Origin of the sequence: Thioclava sp. DLFJ5-1, from assembly GCF_002020115.1 — a bacterium.
GTDB classification, from domain to species: Bacteria; Pseudomonadota; Alphaproteobacteria; order Rhodobacterales; family Rhodobacteraceae; genus Thioclava; species Thioclava sediminum.
The window spans coordinates 614,237-634,368 of record NZ_MPZU01000002.1; the positions used below are offsets into that span (position 1 = coordinate 614,237).

Consider the following 20,132-nt stretch of genomic DNA (forward strand, 5'->3'; position numbering starts at 1 on the left):
TGCCATAAGATAGGAAATCGGCTCACATAGGACGTGCGAGCCATAGATGCACAAAGAGGGCTCTATGGCTGATAATTCCTATGGCACGTCTCCCATTGGCGCGGCGCTTTCGCAACTTGATGGGCCCCAAGCCCCGGCTCAGCCGAAGACCCTCAAGGATGGGTTTGAAGCCCTCTCTCAAGAAACCTCGATCCCGCCCAACGTGCTCATGGCCGTTGATTGGGCTGATGGCGGCAAAGGCGATCTGACCAAGGCGCGCTCCAACGCGGATTTCCTGAAATCGAAGATCGCGGGCGGTGCCTCGATCGATCAGGCGCTCACCGACCTCAAGGGCGGCGATGCCGATGCAGGCGGCAAGCTCCTCAACATGAGCTACGATATCGCCGATCAGCTCTATCCCGACCCCAACGCGCCCGCGAAGCCTGCGCCCGCCAAGGATGATGGCTCTGGCTTGATCGGGACTGCGAAGGACACCGGCAAGGCCCTCGCAGCTGGTGCCGCACAGGCCGCAGGCGGGGCCGGTCAGTTTCTGGGCGCGATGGCCGATGATGCTCTGCGCGGCTTGCAGAAGGAAAACAAGGCCGCAGGCGACACCGGGCAGACGATCGCCAAGCCCTATGAGACGAGCGGCGCGCGCGAGCTGGGCCGCAAGGCGGGCGAGTGGGGCAATAAGACCTCGCAGGATATCACGGACACCATGTCGCCAGCGGGCAAGAAGGCCACCGAAGGCTTTCAGCCGGGCGGCGATCTTATGCACCCGTCGACGTGGACCCTTGGCCCCGATCCCTCGATCCGGGGCGCGGTGCAAGGTGCCGCGCAGGCTGGCGGCTCCCTCCTGCCCGTCCTTGGCGCAAGCGCTGTGGGCGGGGCCCCCGCTGCGGCAGTCGCAGGCGGTGCCATGTCGGGCGGCGAAGGCGCGCAACAAGGGCGGCAATACGTCCTCGAGGCAGCCAAGCGCAACGGCAAGGATGGCGAGCCCATCATCACGCAGATTCCCGAATGGCAGAAGCTCAAAGCCGAGGGCATGACCAACGATCAGGCCACCGCCACCTTGGCGATGCGCGCGGAATCGGATGCCGGGCTGGCGCAATCGCTGATCGGCGCGATCGGCAGCGCGGGCCTGTCGAAGATCATGGGCGCAGCCGAGGGCAAGATCGCGAGCGGCGGTATCGGCGCGCGGATGCTCAAGAAGGGCTTGGCCGCAGGGGCCGAGGAAGGCGGCACCGAGACGCTCGAGGGCATGGGTGCAGGCGCAGGCACGAAATACGCCACCGGCGATCAGACCATCAATCCCACCGAGGGCTCTTTCGGTAACTTCGTTCTGGGCGCGCTCAGCGGTGGCCCTGCCGGTGCCGTGGGCGGCGCGCTCACCCCGCGCGAGGATCAATCCCAGCTCCCGCAAGAGGGCGAGCAGCCGGGCGATCCGCTTCTTGGGCTGCCCGCCCCTGACAAGCAGCTTCCCCCGCCAGACAAGCAGCTCGCAAAGCCTCAGCTGCAACTGCCCGCGCCCGACGCGCCCAACGAACAAGGCCAATACGCTGGCGAAGGCGTGGGCCGCACCGAACGCCCAGGCACTCATCAGGGCTTCGATCTGCAAGGCCGACCTTACGCGCCCGATAGCAACCTCCTCCCGCCGCCCGAAGGTCATGTGCCTTCTGCGCCGCCCGAGCCCGATCAGGCCGGTCAGGGTTTCCATCCCTATGCCAATCAGGGCCGGGGCCGCGTCGAAGGCAATGCGCGCCCGAATTTCGAGCTGCAAGGCCGACCCTACCGCGAGGGCCAGAACCAGCTGCCCGCGCCGGAACGCCCGGTGTTGGGTGCCCTGCCCGCGCCCGATGGTGCGCCGCAGCTCTCCGGGCCGCAGGCGCAGCCGCAGATCACCGATCAGCGCCCGCAACAGATTACCGACCAACGCGCCCCTGTGGCGCAAGGAACCACTGAGGGCGACGGCAGCGCTCTCGGTGCAGCTCCGACAGCATCGCCTGAGTCTTCCTCCCTCTCAGGCAATGGTGATGCTGTCGGGGCGACCCCCGACGATAACGCCGGTCCCATGCAGCAGATCGCGCGCAACATGGCGGCATCGACCCCGCAGGCTCCCGAGCCCCAAGCCCCGCCGCCGCAGCGTTTCCCCGATCACAAGCCCGGCGATCGCGTGGAGCTGGCCAACCCGGAAACCAACGCGCTCGAGTCCGCGGTGTTCATGGGTGAGAACGAAACCGGCCCGCTCATGCGCATCAACGGTCAGCAGGTCCAGCTGACCGATCAGCAGTTCGATACCGCCCGCAACGACGCCGAGCAGATCGCGAAGGCGCAGAAGGAAGCGAGCAAACTGCGCACCAGCAAGGGGAGCCAGCCGCAGGCAGATCAGCCGCAGCCGGGCCCGATCGCGCAGGCCGAACAGGCAGCTGAGGGCCACCCCGCCCCCCTTCCCGATCAGCCGCAGGCGCAGATGCAAGCGCCCCAAGCCGATCCCCAAGCGCCCCAAGCTGAACCCCAAGCGCTTCAAGGCGAACCCCAAGCGTCCCAAGGACAGCTCGAGGCAGCGCAAGCGCAGCCGGGCGAGCCGCCTGCCCCGGCACCGTGGGTTGCGCCGATCCGAAAGAAGGCCGCTATTCTGCGCGGCTACCCCGGCGACACCCCGCCCGAGGTTCCCGGCGTGAGCTTCAAGCACGACGCGAAGGCCGGTGGCTGGATTTTCTCGCGCAAGCACAGCGATAAGGTGCAGCAGGCCCTTGGCGCGGATTCCGCGATGCCCGATGCCGGGCTGCCGCCGACGCCGAACGCGCAGGCCGCACAGCCGCGCTCGAGCGCCTTGCCCAAGGCTCTCAAGAAACCACTGACCAACTATTTCGCCAAGCGTGGCATCGATCCCAACGGGCCCGCTGGGCGCGAGCTGCAAGCCAATGGCGTCACCCCGCGCACCGCACCGCGCCTCTTCAAGAACGGTGGCCTGCAATCGCTCGACAACCTGCCCGCCAACGAGCATCCCGAGCTGAATGGCATGTTCGACAGCTCCACCGGCGATGGCTATCTCGATCCGAATGCGCTGGAACAAGGCCTGATCCGTGAGAGCCACGGCGAGGCGCAGATGATCGGCGATCAGGGCGTGGCCCACGATATCGCCCGCTCGCGCGTGGAGGCCGACCGCGCCGCGCAGATGGGCGAGCCGTCGCCGGTGCCCGATATGTCGATGAACGGCCCGAGCAAAAGCTCGATCCCATCGCGCAATGAGGATATCAGCACCGACAGCGAGCGTTTCCACGCCGTCACCAGCATGGTGCGCGCAACCGCCGACCATCATGGCGTTTCGCTAAGCCCCGATGAGCAATCCTCTCTCATTGGCCAGCTTGAACGTGATGGCGGCAGCGTCGAAGATGCCCTTTACGAAACCCTGATGCGGAGTGTGCGCGATGGAGACGAACAACCAGCAGCCGATCAACCGCGAGACGTGGCAGAGCCGCCTTTCGGAGACGGAGCGCCGCTTGGCCGATCCGTCGACGCCCGAGCACCTGAAACCCAAGCTGGAACAGGCGCGGAAACTGGCCAAGAACGTGCTCGCGCGCGGGACGGAGACGCACGCCAGCAGACCCAGCAAGGGCTAAGCCCCAGCGACACGGCGCTTTCCGAAGCTGATCAGAAGATCGTGCGGGCCGCTCAGGCCGAGGGCGAGACAGTCGCACCCGAGGAGCTGCGCGCGATCCGCAAGGGCGCGAACTTGCGCCAGAGCCCCGAGGATGCCACCCGCAGCTACCTCGAGCACCGCAAGCTCGAGAGCGATGGCCCGGCAAAGCGCGCCGATCTGGACGTGACGCGCGGTGAGGAGGCTTACCGCAACACGTCCTTCAACGCAGAACGCCACGCCGAGAGCGACGTGCGGTCCTATGTGGAAGCGGTCAACGGGCTCAAGCAGGGCATGGAGCCGCTGGCCAAGACCGACGCGCAGAAGGCCGTTCTGGATGCCGAGGTTGAGCGCTACCGGCAGGGCTATATCAAGCATCAGAATGCGATGTGGAGCGCCCGATCGCGCGTGGCCTCGCCGATGATCACCGGCCCGGCCAAGTTCCCCACGGCACGCAACCAAAAGGCGCTCGATCGAGAACACAAGCGCACCACCGAGTTCCTCGATTGGGACAAGAAGGCCCGCGCCTCGATCCGGCGCGCGCTGTCGGATGCCCGCCCCGATGAGGCCGAGGCCAACGACGAATGGAAGCAGCTCGAGCGTCAGCTGATGGAAAGCGTGGCCTCGCTCAAGGCGATCGACACCGGCGAGTATCGCGGCGGCAATCGCGCGCTCTTCGCGCAGAACCTCAAGGGGCGCGTGGAGCGGCTGGCCAAGAACGGCCAGACCGATCTAGTCGACAAGGCGCTGACCTTCCTGCGCGAAGCGCCGGCCAAATTCGACATGCCCAAGCCTATCTTCACCGATCGCGCATCGATCTGGAAGCTGGGCGATGAGGCGAAGGCACGCGCCAGCAAGCAAGAGGCGGCAGCCGCCGAAGGCCCGCGCGAGGTTGGCACCTTCGATGGTGCAGAAGTCTGGGCCGATCCGCGCATCGATCGCGTGCAGATCACGATGGATCAGCGCCCCGATAAGACCGTCACCGGCGACCTGAAAAAAGAGGGCTGGAAGTGGAGCCGCGCCAATGGCGCATGGCAGCGCAAAATGACCAATGCCGCGATCGCCAGCGCGCGCCGGATCATGGGCAAGCACTATCCCGAAGCCGAGACGCAGGCCGCGCCCGCAGAGGCCGCGCCCGCAGAGGCCGTGCAAGCCACCCCCGAGGCCCCCACGCATCAGGAGTTCACGCAGGCCGCGAAAGACGCCGACCCGAACCCGAGCGAGGGCCAGAAGGAAGCGGGCAACTACAAGCTGGGCCATATCGGATGGAACGGGCTCGATCTGTCGATCGAAAACGCCAAGGGCTCCAAGCGCCGCGGCGTCGATGGCAATGGCGAGAAGTGGGAAACCACCATGCCTGCCGCCTATGGCTATATCAAAGGCTCCGAAGGGGCCGATGGCGATCACGTCGATTTCTACATGGGCGATGCACCCGCGAGCGATTACGTCATGATCGTGGATCAGGCCGACCCCAAAACCGGCAAGTTCGATGAGCACAAGTTGGTGCTGGGCACCACGGCGCGCGGCGCAGCTCTCGATATCTATCGCGGCGGCTTTTCCGATGGATCGGGTGACAGCCGGATCGGTGGCTTCACGGAAACCACTGTCAACGGGCTAAAAAGCTGGATCGACAGCGGAAAGACCAAGGGACCAGTAAAGGCGATGGATTTCCCTTTCAAAGCCCCCGCCAAGCCCGAAACCAACTATGAGCCCGGTGCCGAGGGCAAGCCCCAGGCTATCATGCCGGGGATGGAGGGCTCCAAGGCACAGGCCGAGACGAGCGCTCAGCAGCGCGCGCGCATGGAAATGGAAGCGCGCCAGCAGCAAAGCAAGATGCGCAAGGTGGGCGGCAATACCGGCTCAGCTGGCCCGCTCTTCGATGATCAGGGCGACATGTTCGCGCAGCCCGCACCGCAGGCAGAGGCCAAGCCGCAGGCCGAGGCGAGCGCGCCCGCGCAGCTCGAGACGCACCAGACCGGGCCCGAGACTGGGCAAATGACGCCCGAGCGCGCCCGCGAGGAGGCGATCAAGTGGTCGCAGCGCGAGGGCGCTAACGCTGGTGGCTTCTACCGCGCCCCGGATGGAATGGTGGTCCATACGTCCAACGGCCAATGGTGGGGCCGGAACCGGGTGAAGAAGGCAGACGACAAGTTTTTCGTTTGGGACGATCACTCGCTCGACGCCTACTATTTCAAGACCAAAGACCTCGAGGCGGCAGCCAAGGATCAGGCCGAGAACCCGCAAGCGGACACCGCGACCGGGGCCAGCGATGCCGAGCTGACCAAGATCGTCAGCGAGTTCGCGGATGCGCAGCGCCAGACCGATCAGGCCGATGCCGATGGCTGGCAGATCAGCCACCTGTTCGATGAGCCCAAGAAGAGCGAAATCGTGCGCCTCAACCAGAAATCGCGCGTCTATCACGACAAGCATGGATGGATGAGCCCCGAGGAAGCCAAGGCCAAGATCGCCGAGTGGCGCAAGCACGCCGAGGCGCAAGGCGGGCCCGGCAGCAAGAACGCCGACAAGGTGGTGCTCTCGCTCTTCGATCTGTCTGGCAAATGGTCGGAGCCGTGGGAGAAGGCCGGGTATCAGGTCTATCGCTTCGATATCCAAGCCGATCCCGAAATGGGCGACGTGAACAATTTCAGCACGGAGTTTTTCAACGACTGGTTCGGCAGCTTCGATGGGCAGGATATCTATGCCGTGCTCGCCGCCTGCCCCTGCACGGACTTCGCCAGCTCCGGGGCGCGGCACTTCGCGGCCAAGGATGCCGATGGCCGCACGGTCGATAGCGTCAAGCTGGTGCATCAGACCCTCAACACGATCGAGTATTTCAAGCCGCAGGTCTGGGCTGTCGAAAACCCGGTTGGCCGGATCGAAAAGCTGGGCGGGCTGCCGCCGTGGCGGCTGTCCTTCGATCCCAACGACACCGGCGAGCCCTACACCAAGAAGACGCTCCTTTGGGGCCGCTTCAATGGCGAAATGCCGGTCGCGCCGGTGGAGCCCACCGAGGGCTCTAAGATGTGGGCCAAGTATGGCGGCAAGAGCCAAGCCACCAAGAACGCGCGCAGCGTGACGCCCGAGGGCTTCGCCTACAGCTTCTTCATGGCCAACAACGCGATCGACAATCCCAAGATGGCGCTGGCCAACAAGTATGACCGGCTCCCCGACGATCTGATCGGCAAGGCCGTGGATGCGGGCCTGAGCGCTCAGGACGTGTCGAACGCAGTCGACGATCCCTATTACATCGAGCTGAACGACGACATGGCCAAGAGCGCGCTCGAGGACGCGATCAAGGCGCGCGCGAGCGGGCAATCGGGCGCACCCTCCAAGGGCATGAACACTTCGCACGGCCAATGGGCCGCTGGCGTCATGGATGCCGCCGAGGCGCGACTGAATGAAGGCCGCGACGTGACTTTCCAGATCGGCCAGGGCCGAGCCTTGAAGCTGCGTCACGCGATGGAGCTGAAAGACAACATGCGCGCCACCGAGCACGGCCTCGAGGTCCGTCAGGGCAAGCGCTGGCTGGGCCTTGGCGTGGCCGAGAGCGATGCGCTCGCACAGCAGCTGGGCCGCAAGGGCTGGGTCGATCAGCAGGCCGACACGCCAGATCAGCCCGCTCCCCTCGCCCGCAATGAAATGATCAACGATTTCGGCGAGAAGATCGGCGGCGCGCGCAAGGATATGGGGCTTGCCCCCAAGCGCGGCACCGGCGAAGCGCGGGCCAAGAGCGATGAAACGAGCTGGCGCAAGGCCTTCAAGGTGACGAAGACCCGCGAGGGCAAATTCGTGATCACCACGTCGAAGGGCAAGCGCGTGGGCGGTTGGGGCGGTCCCAGCTTCGACACCGAGGCCGAGGCCGAAAAGATGCTGCCCACGATCGCGATCGCGCATAAGCACCGCGTCTACAGCGACGGCAAGGGCTTTGCGATCTACCGCACCTTCGCGTCGGGCAAGCGCACGCGCATCAAGACGGGCTTCGACACCCGCGATCAGGCCATGCGCTATATGGTGGCCCACCCCGACGAAATCGCCGGGATTGATCCCCGCCTCGATGATCGCATTCACCCGCAGCTCAAAGAGGCGATCCGCAAGGGGGCCGAGCGGCGCAAGGGCGATGCCAATGTCGGTGCCAAGGACTTCGCCGACACCTTCGGGTTCCGGGGCGTGGAGTTCGGCAACTGGAACAACTCGGATGAGCGCCAGCATGTGATCAATCAGGCCTATGACGCCTTCCTTGATCTGGCCGAGATTTTGAAGGTGCCGCCCAAGGCGCTCTCGCTCAATGGCGATCTGGCGATCGGCTTCGGCTCGCGCGGTTCCGGCCTCACCGGCGCGCGGGCGCATTACGAGCCGCAGCGCGCCGTGATCAACATGACCAAGATCAAGGGGGCCGGTGCGCTCGCCCATGAATGGTGGCACGCCTTCGATCACTATCTTTCGCGCCAAGACGGCAACGCTACGAGCGCGCGCGTCGACTTGGGCGATGGGTCCAAGGGCTTCGAAATCTCCTCGAGCGATCGATCGAAAATCTACGCCAGCCACGGGATGCTCTACCGTTCGGGCCTGCGCGATGCGGTCAAGGAAGCCGTCAAAAAGGTGGTGGGCGCGATAGATCGGCGCGAGGCCGAGTATGTCGATGATGCCAGCCGCGCCGAGAAGGTTGCCCTGCACTCGATCAATACGCTCGATCGAAAGCTCGAGAGCTTCCGCAACGGGCTGGCGATCGAGCAGCGATATGGGGCCAAGAAGGCAGCCGCCAGCCCCGAGCAGCTGGCACAGATCGACAAGGCGATCGCCGATATCAAGGCGCGCAAGCTGGGCGACAAAACCACGCTCACGACGAAGAGCCGCCTGCCCTATGAGTTCAATTTCGATGCGCCAGTGGTGGAGCTGCAAAAGCTCTATAAGGAGCTGCGCGGGCGGCAGGGCTACGGCACCAACCAGAACCGCAAGACCGGCGAAATCCACGAGATTCAGACCGCGATCGACAATGCGGTGCGCGGCGAGAAGCTCATCGAGGACGCCAAGCAGGAGCGGGTGAAGACCAAGCGCGTGCTCACCGAGTTCCGTTCGCGGGCGCGCGAGCTGGATGAAGGCCGGGCCAGCCCGTATTGGGACACCGCCCACGAGCTGACGGCGCGGGCTTTCGAGTCCTGGGTTTACGACCATCTGGGCCGGGCCAAGGGGCGCAACGACTATCTGGCTTTCGAGAAGCACAACGACCTGCCCGAATACAAGCTCCTGAACGTCAAGCCTTACCCCGAGGGGGCCGAGCGCGAGACGATCAACAAGGCCTTCGATGATCTGTTCCAGACGCTCGAGACGCGCACGACTGAGGTTGAGCGCGCAGACGGCACCAAGACCGAGGGCGCGCAGCTCTATCAGCGTGACGGCATGGATCGCGCGCCGGTGGCCGAGCTGAAAGGCAACGAGCTGGGCGCGTGGGCCGATATCCGGCAGCTGGGCCGCAAGGCTTTCGCTTGGTATCGCAAGAACCTGATCGGCAAGAGCGTCACCAACGGCGAAACCGGCTGGCAGATCGAGTTCAACAACACCGGCGCGAAGAAGATCGCGGGCCGCAAGGGCCAAGACATTCTCAAGGCGATCCCTGCCCTCGAGAGCATCTTGCGCGATGGCCATGTGGTCGACAGCCAGCCCGACCGCAAGGGCCGCAGCGATATCGTGGCGATCCACAAGATCGCCGCGCCGGTCACGATCGACGGGCAGACGCAGAACTTCATCGCCACCGTGCGCGAAACCTCGCGCGGCACGTTCCACTATGATCTTTCGGCGGATAATCGCGGGGGCCAGACCGAAGGGTCTGCGGCGCATCATCCCGCAGGAAGACAGGACAGGAAACCGGCATTGGAAGGCTCCCCCGCTGGGCTCAATCTAAGCGTGTCCAGCGAGAATATCAATCCGGGCAGCAAGGACATGGCCGGGCTCACGGCGGATTTGAACGCGATGAACGCGGCAGCCGGCACGAGCAAGAAGGTCAATGTTCGGGTGGTGCGATCGCTCCTCGATGGCGCAGGCATCCCGGTGCGCGGGCGCTATCAGGGCGGCACAATCGAAGTGTCAGCCAGCTCGCCAGACGCGGCGCACACCATGCGTCACGAGCTGATCCACGCGCTGCGCGACGAGACGCTTTGGGGCGAGCCCTATGGCATGTTCTCGCGCGATGAATGGCGCGCGCTTGTCGACTACACGCGCAAGGACAAGGAGCTGAGCGCGCGCGTGGCTGACGTCTATTCCGATCTGAGCGCCGCGGCGCGCACTGAGGAAATGGTGGCCGAGCACTATGCCAACTGGGCGAGCGATCGCGCAGCCAACCCGCCCGGCGCGGTGCGGCAGGCTTTCGAGCGGGTGCGCTCCTTCCTGCGCTCTCTGGCATCGGCACTTGGCGGAAAGGGCTTTGTCGACGCCGAGGCAATCATGCGCCGGATCGCAGATGGTCAGCCTGACGGTTCGGGCCCGAGCGGGCCGGGCCGTGGCCCCTCCTCCTACCAGCGCCAGCGCGTTGATCTGGGCGATGCGGTGATCGGCGGCGACCTGTCAACGCTGAGCACGATGGCAAGCCACGATCAGGCCAAGGCGGGCGATCGGATTGCGGCGATGATGGCCGCAAAAACGGTGGTCACGCCCGAGCTGGTGGCCAAGGTCAAAGCCATGATCGGCGATCGCAAACCCACGATCGTGCCCGTGGCCTCGATCGAGCAGAGCGGGCGCAACAAAATCCCGCTCGCAGGGGCTGAGCGCTTGGGCTCCGAGCTGGGCCTTGGGGTGGATCATGGGATCGTGCAGACCAACCGCCCGCAACGCACCGAAAAGAGCGGTCTCGATCGCATTTTCGCCAGCCCCGAATTTGACGGGCCGGTAGAGCCAGGGCGGGAGTATCTCTTGCTCGATGATACGATCACCCAAGGGGCGACGTTCGCCGCGCTGGCCAGCCATATCGAGGCGCAGGGCGGTAAGGTTGTCGGTTCGGTTGCCTTGACTGGCAAGGAATACAGCGCCACATTGACGCCTGATCAATCCGCTATCGATCGGCTTCGTGAGAAATATGGCGACCTCGAGCAAGATTTCCGAGCAGCAACCGGCCACGGCTTCGATGCACTCACCGCATCAGAAGTCCGATACCTCACGAAATTCAAACCGGCTGAGCGCGTCCGAAATCGAATCCTTGCGGAACGAGACGCGGCGCGACGGGCTCTGGATGCGCGAGCAGCTGGCCCGCGAGAAGATGGCGGAAAATACCAGCGACCGCTCGACCAAGTAAGCCAAGCGTTCCTGCGCAATTCCAGCGCGCTCAAGAACGGGATGCTGGGCCGTGGCAACTGGCAAAAGCCCGGTGAGTTCATGTCGCATATGCTCACCGACGCGATGGGCCGCAATTCCAAGATCAACATTCTCGGTCTGGTGCCCGGCGAGCCGCTATTCCGCGAGCTGGGCAAGCACCTGCCTTCGGCGCAGAAGTATGCGCAGCTCAAGCAGCAGATGGATTCCGATCGCAACAACTGGCAGGCCAAGACCTCCGAAACCGTGGATGCTTGGGTTTCGCTGGCGCGCAAGGACGCCAACGCCAATCAAGACCTCATGCAGCTGATGCACGAGACGACGATCGCAGGCGTCGACCCCTCGACCCCCGACAGCTGGCGACGCGCCGTCGATGATGAGGCGGAATCCGTGCTCGCCAGCACGCGCAGCAAGCCCGAGCGCAAGGAGTGGGCCCGCGAAATCCTCAAGCAGCGCGATCAGCGCGAGGAGCTGTGGAAGGATGCGAAGGCCCGCTATGACAAGCTGCCCGCTGCCTTCCGGCGCATGTATGGGCAGGTCCGCGACACCTATGCGGAGCTGGCCGACAACATCGATGAGGCGGTGATCAACAACGTCAAGATCGCCGCTCAGGTGGCCTATGACCGCGCCAAGCGCGAGCACGCCAAGGAGCTTGAGCGCATCCGCGACGAGGGCATGACGGGCACCGAGCGCGCCACCGCTCGATCGATGGCCGATATCGCGCTCGACAAGGCGCGCAAGCGCTTTGAAATGGGCACCCGCGAGCACACCACTTCGCTGCGCGAGAAGTTCGAAATGAACCGGCTGGCGGGGCCGTATTTCCCCCTCGCCCGCTTCGGCAATTACTTCGTCACCGTGCGCGACGACAAGGGCAAGGTGATTTCCTTCTCCCGGTTCGAGACGCAGGCCAAGCAGGAAGCCTATGTGGCGCAAGCCGAGAAGGAACACCCTGGCCGGGTGCAGCGCGGTGTTCTCAGCGACACGGCAGAGCTGCAAGCGCAGATCGATCCGGCCTTTGTCTCCGATATCATCGAAATGCTGGGCGACAACGATGTGAACCGTGAGCTGCTGGATTCGATCTGGCAAAGCTACCTCGAGACGATGCCCGATTTCTCGATCCGCAATGCCAAGATTCACCGCAAGAACCGCATGGGCTACAACAGCGATGCGGTGCGGGCTTTCTCGTCGGCCATGTTCCACGGGGCCCACCAGCTCGCCCGGCTGAAATACGGGCTGGAAATGGGCAACGAGCTGGACAAGGCGCAGCTCGAGGCCAGTGAAGGGTTCAAGCCCGAGCGCGCGGGCTTCGTGGTCAACGAAATGCGCAAGCGCCATGACTTCACCATGCGCCCGACCAACAACCCGCTGATCACCGCCGCAAACTCGGTGGCCTTCTTCTGGTATCTGGGCATGTCGCCAGCCGCGGCGCTGGTGAACCTCTCGCAGACAACCATTCTGGGCCTGCCGATCCTTGGCTCGCACTATTCCAAGCTGGGCGTGAGCGGCGCGGCGAAGGAGCTGACGCGGGCAACCAAGGACTTCGCCAACGGCAAGGGCAAGGTCACGAAGCGCGTGGCAGGCGTCCCGGTGAAGATGGAAATGTGGGGCACCGAGAACAGCCTCACCGGCGACGATCTGCGCGCGATGGAAGAGGGCTATCGGCGCGGCACGATCGACCGCACGCAGGCGCATGACTTGGCGTCCGTGGCCGAGAGCGGGGTGCAATACAACCCGACGCGCGAGAAGGTCATGCGCGTGATCGGCTTCATGTTCCACCATACCGAGCGGATGAACCGCGAAGTGACCTATCTCGCGGCCTACCGCATGGCACGCAAGACCGGCATGGGCCATGACGCGGCGATGAACGACGCCGACGCGATCGTGAAGCGGGTTCACTTCGACTACCAGAACAACGCCCGCCCGCGCGTGATGCAGTCTGATCTGGGCAAGATCATGACCGTGTTCCGCAACTACACGGTGAATATGCTCTATCGCATGTTCCGCGATGCGCATCAGACCTTCGCGGGCGATACCCCCGAGGCACGGCGCGAGGCGCGATCGCAGCTCATCGGCATTACGCTCTCGCTCATGGGCCATGCCGGTATTCGTGGCGTGTGGGGTTACAGCCTCCTGATGGGCCTTCTGGGCATGTTCTTCCCCGGTGGCGGCGACGACATGGATGCGTGGCTGCAAGACGCGCTGCTGATGCACGGCGACGATCCGGGCACGGCAGCTTGGAACTGGACGATGGGCATGGTGCTCAACGGCGTTCCCGGCCAGATCACGGGCACCAACCTGACCAACCGTATCGGGATGCCTGACCTGTGGTTCCGCTCCCCCTATGCGGGGCTCGAGGGCAAGGACGTTTGGCTGAACTATCTCGAGCAGATCGCGGGCCCGGTGGTCGGTGCCCTGCCCGGCAGCTTCATGCGCGCCGCGCAGCTCGCCCAAGAGGGCAAGATCGAGCGCGGGGCCGAAACCGCATCGCCGGTCTGGGCCAAGAACATCATGAAAGGAGTGCGCTACAGCACCGAAGGGGTGACAACGCTCAATGGCGATCCTCTCATCGAGGACGTGTCGGCCTATCAGGCGATCGTGCAGGCGCTTGGCTTCACGCCCGCGCAGGTATCCGAGCGCTATGACATCAACAGCCGCCTCAAGAACCAAGAGCGCGAGATTACCTCGATGCGCTCGGATGCGATGAAGGCAGCCGCCGAAGAGCTGCGCGCCGGCCAGCCGATCAGCGAGAAGACGATCGAACGGATCAAGGACTTCAACCGTCAGTATCCGTTCTATCCGATCAGCGCCGATAATATCCGGCAGTCTGCGCGGGCGCGCAATCGCGCCCACCAGCGCAATGAGTTCGGCGTGGGTCTGAACCCCAAGCTGAACGATTATCTGCGCTCCAACCAGCCGCCCTCGGTCTGGAATTGATAGGTGGCGGGGCCTCGCGCCCCGCCTCCCCTCTATCTGGTAGATTTACGCGGGATCATCTGCTAAATCTGGAACCATCGCATAGGAAGTGCGGCCACCAACTTCAAAGGGCCGATTTCCATGCAGCACTTTCCCCACCTTCAACTGCCTTTCGCCGTCGCAGGTCATACCCCATGACCCCTGACGAAGCCGATATGATCGCGGACATGTCTCGCGAGCTGACCGCGCTGCGCCAGCAGGTCACTGATCAGCGCAAAGACTTGCTCGAGCAGAGCAAGATCATTGCGAAGATCGACAACGCCTTTTTCCAGCCCCCCTTGGGCCGGGACAAGTCGCCGACGCTGTATCAGCGGCTCAATCGAATGCTCTGGATCGCAGAAAATGGCGGTTTCTCGATCAAGTGGGGCATTCGCATCATTTCCGGGCTGGCTCTGGTGGTGGGGTCCATCGCGACCATCAAATCGGGGATTTTCAAATGAGTCGGGACGCTCCTTGGACACGCTTTGACAAGCTCTTGGGGGCAGTCTTCCTCGCCCTCTTCTTCGTCGGGATCACAATCTCTTCGCTCTATGGCTGGCGCGAGCTATGGCCAGCCTCGCACTGGTATGAGCTGCGCGCGGTCCATGTCGATGATGGCCGCGTGGGCGGGCCGGTGCGCGTGGTGCCAGATCGATCGATCCTGCGCGCCTTCAACGGCTCCTACACGACCACCGTGCGCAACCTGCCCGACCTGAATGTGATGTGCTCAGGCGGCGAAACGGTTCGCTACCGCGAGGGCGTGAAGCTGCGCGCCAGCGTCGATCTGGATTGGTGGACTGCCGGGGCCCTGCCGCCCTGCACTCAGGAGCTGGTGGAAGGTTCCTATGTGCTCACAACCTGCATTCATGTGAAGACCGGCATTCCCCTCGTCGGAGAGCGCACCGCTTGCGTGGATAGCAATATTTTCAACGTCTTCGAGGCCAAAGCTAAACCAAATCCTGCCGAGCTGATCAGCCCGAGACGCTCGCCGCGACCGAAGCCCAAGCCTCGCTGGCTCACTCCAACGATGAAGGGATAGAGACGATGGCGATCAAGCCGAAACTTGTAGACGACTGGAAGCGCGTTCTGGCGGTATCGGGGAGCTTCTGGCTGACCTTGGCCGGGGTGGCGCTCTTCGTGGGGGCAGAGCTGCGTTTCGCACTCACCGGGCAAGATTACGATCCGATCCTTATCGGATATCTGAGCATCGGCCTGCCGCTCGCCGGGCAAGCCCTGCGCGTGATCCGGCAAGGCCTGCCGATCTGGCTCGAGTGGCTGCGCATCATCGCCATAGCGTTGCTGGTGGTGGCCTTCTCGATCGCATTGGCGCGCACGGCCAGCGCCTCGAGCTTCGATGCGCAGGTTATCGAGCAATCCACGCCGGTGATCGCGCAAAACGAGGGGGAGCGGCTCGTGGCCTATCTCCCGACGCCGATCGATCGGCCCACGATCTGCTTTGGCAGCACCAAGGGCGTGCGGCTGGGTGATACCGCAACTCATGAGGAGTGCATCGCCCTGCTGGCCGAGGAGGTGCGCACCTACTGGTTCGGCCTCAAACCCTACTTCTCTAGCGACACGCTGCTGTATCGGCTCACGCTTCTGCGCGCGGTGGCCTATCTCGACACCGCCTATAACTGCGGGGTGAGCGCGATCGGCCATTCCACCGCCATGCGCCGGTTGAACGCGGGCAACGTGCGCGGCGGCTGCACCGCGCTTGGCTGGTGGAACAAGCAAGGGGGCCGCGTCGTGCGCGGTCTGGTGATCCGGCGCAAGAAGGCGGTTCGCAGCTGCATGGTGGGCGTGGAATGATAGCGCCCTGGCTCTGGCTTCGCGCCAACTGGCGTCTGATCGTGCTGTGTCTGGCTGCACTGGCGCTTGTCGCCTTCGGCTACGGCATCCGCGATCTGGCCTGCAAGGCAGAGCTGTCCACGATCCGCGCCAACGACCTCGAGGCCAAGAGGGTTGCGCTCGAGGGCCAGCTCGAGGCCACCCAGCGCGCGCAGGCGCGCGTGATCGCCCTGCAATCCGCTCTCGATAAGGCAAAGGAGGCCGAGCGTGACCTACCGAACGGCACTGATTGCGGCCTGTCTGCTGGCCGTGTGCGCTTGCTCCCGCAGCGATAGCATCGCCTGCGCGCCACCGACCGAGCCGCCCGATCGGGCGCTTACCCAGCATGAGGCTTGGAGCTTCTGGGCCGAAGATCGCGCCCGGCTGATTTCATGCGGCGATGCGAATGGATGGGTCGATCGCGCCGGCCCCTTATCTGGTGGATTGTGAGCCGCGATCCTGCTAGATTTGGCTCAAAGCCCATAGGACGTGTGGCCCCAATTGCGCGCTCGTAGCGCGCCCAACACACGAATTATGGGCCGGTCATGGTTGCCTGCCCCTCCATACTGGACACGAGGCGCTCATGACCCAAGTAACCCTCCTCAAGCCGTCCGCGCTCAACGCGATCTATGAGGCGATCACCGCGGAGAAAACGCGCGCCGAAGATGCGGAGCAGGCTCTTTCCGATCTGGTGGCGTCTGCGGTTTCGGAAGAGGCCGACCGAGCCCAACAGGCCGAGCAGGCTCTCAATGACCTCTTTGCGACCGGGCGCACGGTGACGTTGCAGCTGTCCGACCTTTCGGGGGCTGAGGTGCCGCAAGGCGCGATCGGCGTCTGGACCACCGACCCGGCGAGCTTCTGGATCAAAGCCCCCGCCTCTCCCGCGCCGGTAGCTGGCCCGGATACGGTGAAAGATGCCAGCAATGTCTGGTGGGTGCGCCTGCTGAACGCCGACAAGGTGCCCGACGGTAGCGGCGGTGGCGGCGAATCCGGCATCATTTCCTCGGACAAGCTGAGCGAGCTGATCACCACGGAAGGCTCGCGCAACTGGAAGGGCAGCGAGACGCCGGGCCTGATCGCTGACGCCAAATATGGCGTGTCCGATTTGATCCCCGTGAAGAAGGGCGACTGTTACCGCCTGTGGATCACCCCCGACATGCTTACGTCGATGGAAAACATGGTGGCGTTCTACACGGACGAAAATACGCCTCGCGGCGCGCTGGTGTTCGCGGGGCGCGTCATGCCCTACTCCTCGGAAACGAAAGCGATCCTGAACCTCCACGCCCGCCCGGAGCGCCCGGAGAAGAAGTATTTCCGCGTGCCTGAAGACGGCTTTATCCGCGTGCATGGCCTTCTTGAAACCACGTCGACCGACAGCCTCGATCGCGTCACCCTCAAGCACTACTGGAAGCAGAATTGGGCCGACGAATACCTGCCTTTCATGCACCAGATGGAAGACGACATTCCGGTTTGCTCGCCGATCATCAGCACGATGAACGCCGGGTATGCAGCGCAGAGCGCGACCGCGATCACCAGCGACACGGGCCAAGGCTTGAGCGAGTATATCCCGGTCAAGGCCGGTCAATATCTTCACGCAATGCTGCCGCTCAATATCATCCAGGCCAGCATCGCGTTCTACGACACGAGCAAGACCCTCCTGAAAATCGGCGGCGTGAGCGACCAGCCCGACCCGTCAGGCATGTGTGTGAACCCGTCCAAAGGCAACACGAGCTTTGGGGCGATCGAGAACTATAAGATCGAGCAGGACGGCTTTGTGCGCGCGCAGATCGCGTGCAATACCCCCTTCCCGACCGATAACTGCTGGGCCTTCGTCACCGATGAGCGGCACAAATACGATCGCAACTGGTTCAAGAAGGAATCGGTTCTCAAGCGCCAAACCGGCTATTACGCCAACCAGTCTTCCAAGACCGTGATGGCGACCCCCGAACCCCAGCAAGACTTCCTTGGGCCAGTCCACATCAAGGAGGGCGAAATCCTCGAGCTGGAAATCGATGAGATTTCCGGCCTTTGGAGCCGCGCCTATGTGACGGTCTACGATGAGGAAGATATCGACGCGGACTATGGGGTTTCGCCTGTTCCCTACTTCGGCACCTTGTTCAGCACGACCAACAAGCCCAATGCCGACATGCCCGGCTGCAAGCGCTATGTCGTGGCTGATCGGGACATGACGGTGATGTTCACCAGCGCCACGGGCACCGGCTCGTGCCGCAAGATCAAGAACCATGAGTTTGAGGATGCGCGCGCGGCGATTCTCGAAACGATCAAGCCCGCCTATAAAGTCTTGCCGGAAGAGGGGAATTTCTACGGGAACACGCGCAACTCGTATTCTCTCGTCGCAGGCGTCGGCTATATCCCAGTTCGCAAAGACGATGTGATCGTTTTCAAATCGAACCATAAGCTGAACCATTCGAGCGTGATCGGGCTGCCCGACGACGCTCTGAACAAAATCGGCGATGAATGGGTCATGTTCCTGACGCGCGAAATGGGCGGCTCGCCCCACCCGCTCGCAGAGCGCCAGATCGTTGCATCGCGGTCTGGCTGGGTCGGGATCGCGGTTGAGGCAGCTGATCAGGCTTCGGTCGATGATTTCTATCTCGATGCGCCAATCAAGGTCTATGACGAGAAGGCTTATACCGATGCCGTTGAGGACGGCATTGTGACGATCCAGCCTGTCGACGGCTTCGGCTGGTATTCTTCTTGGCTGGAAGATGGCGTGCAGTCGACCGTCAACCCGCCCTCGCTCGATACCGGGGAGGATGGGATGCACGGATCGATGCCGTTCTTCATCCCCGAAAAGCAGGAAATCGAGTTCTTGGGCAACATGGCGGGGAGCCAGGGGTTCTATGGGATGCCGATGATACTGCGCCCTTCCGAGACGAGCACTGGCGCGGAGTTCAAGGCGATCTACAAAGGGCCCTCGAGCAACTCCGATTTCGTGCCGCAGCCGCTCCACGGTTACTACCGTTCCAAGCACAAGGGCTTCTTGGTCTTGAACAGCCGCGAGCCGCTCGCGATCGACAAAGACGAGGTTGACGGCATGATCAATCTCATGATCACGAAGCAATACCAGCTGTCCTGCAAGTTCATCCGCCGCAAAGAATACGATGCGAACACGACGCTGACGAAGGGCAAGCGGCGCTATATCGCAAACCCCGAGGGCCTCGAGTTTCACCTGATCCAAGGCTTCCTGCCGAATGTGGCCGCTGAGAGCCTGGGCGGCTTTGAAGGGATCATGCAAATCCGTCAGAGCGGTGCGACGATCGGCACCTATCGCTGCAAGCTCGAAATGCAGGGGCAGGCAGCGGTGGACAAGGCGACGATCAAGCGCAATATCGATCTGAAACTCTATGACCGCGGCGGCGATCGCGTGCATTTCAAGATCGGCGACTGGAAGATCACCAAGAAGCTCGTGCTCAAGGGCTACGATCGAGACATGACGAAGGTGCGCGACACAGTGTCCAACGAGCTTTGGCGCATGATCCGCCGCAGCTACGACTATCCCAACAACCTGATTTGGCCGGCGAGCCTGCTTGATCAGTATCCGACTTGGCCCGCCGTTCAGAGCCAAACGGACGCGGTGATGGGCACTCAGGGCGTGCCCGCGTTGCTCGACGTGGGCGGTTTCAGCATGGGCACGTATATTCTGCGCACCAAGAAAGACCCGCCCAACTACGCGATGCAGGAAGGCAATACGAACCACATTCTGATCGAAAACGATTGGAAGCTCGGAAACGGCTTCATTTCGTGGGACTCGTTCAACTGGGGCCAGTGGGAGGTGCGCGCGCCGGATATCGATGGCTACGAGCCGGGTATGACTGTCACCGATGGCGACGTGAGCGTGAAGGTGGAACGGTTCTTTAACTGGATCGCCGACTGCATCAATGGCGTGCAGGATTTCGCGACCACCTACCAAGACTATCTCCACGTCGACAGCTTCATCGATACCGTGCTGTTCATGGAGTTTGTTGGCGACCTCGATGGGCGGCACAACAACCGGCTGTTCGCCACCCATGACGGCACACATTGGACGGCGACGGTCTACGATCTGGATCGGACATTCCAGACCGGCATCAGCGGCAGCGCAACGTCTGGCTTCGGCATCTGGGGGCTCGTGCTTGCGAACCTGCGCGACGAGTGCAATGCGCGCTATGCGGAGCTGCGCAATAACGGCATCTTTTCCCTCAAGACGATCTTCGATCTGGCCACCGCCCTCGATCGGAAGATCGTGGATGACTGGCGCGAAAAAGACCGTGAGATTTTCCCTGCGACCTACGCTGACAGCCCTTGGTTCTATCCCGGCGTGGGCGGGATCGCGCTTGTCGACTGGACCAAGGATCGCATGGCATATTGCGATACCCTTTTCAGCTACACTGTGCCATAAAGGAGCCCTGACTAAGCCATTTTTCAGGTTCAC

The 20,132-nt window shown here is 63.3% G+C and carries 6 protein-coding genes; all 6 read left to right on the top strand.

Translation table 11 applies throughout. The features are described 5' to 3' along the window. The first annotated feature begins 64 nt into the window (after positions 1-64). The 6 genes from BMI86_RS10265 (at position 65) to BMI86_RS10290 (ending at position 20,099) form a co-directional block, all read left to right on the top strand. Positions 65-13,852: a PLxRFG domain-containing protein gene (locus BMI86_RS10265; RefSeq protein WP_078541243.1), complete on the top strand. Its 13,788-nt coding sequence runs from the start codon at positions 65-67 to the stop codon at positions 13,850-13,852. 194 nt (positions 13,853-14,046) lie between these two features. After that, complete coding sequence (locus BMI86_RS10270) at positions 14,047-14,331, top strand: hypothetical protein (protein WP_143594754.1); 285 nt, start codon at positions 14,047-14,049, stop codon at positions 14,329-14,331. Beyond that, positions 14,328-14,909 (top strand): hypothetical protein, encoded by a 582-nt coding sequence (locus BMI86_RS10275; RefSeq protein WP_143594755.1) that lies wholly within the window; start codon positions 14,328-14,330, stop codon positions 14,907-14,909. The genes BMI86_RS10270 and BMI86_RS10275 overlap by 4 nt, the downstream gene beginning before the upstream one ends. A 5-nt stretch (positions 14,910-14,914) precedes the next feature. Further along, on the top strand, positions 14,915-15,679 hold the full coding sequence (locus BMI86_RS10280; protein WP_078541249.1) for a glycoside hydrolase family protein: 765 nt from the start codon (positions 14,915-14,917) through the stop codon (positions 15,677-15,679). Next, the gene (locus BMI86_RS10285) at positions 15,676-15,993 is read left to right on the top strand and encodes a hypothetical protein (protein WP_078541251.1); all 318 of its coding nucleotides are present in this window, start codon (positions 15,676-15,678) and stop codon (positions 15,991-15,993) included. The genes BMI86_RS10280 and BMI86_RS10285 overlap by 4 nt, the downstream gene beginning before the upstream one ends. A gap of 287 nt (positions 15,994-16,280) precedes the next feature. Next, positions 16,281-20,099 (top strand): CotH kinase family protein, encoded by a 3,819-nt coding sequence (locus BMI86_RS10290; RefSeq protein WP_078541253.1) that lies wholly within the window; start codon positions 16,281-16,283, stop codon positions 20,097-20,099. The last annotated feature ends 33 nt before the right edge of the window (positions 20,100-20,132 follow it).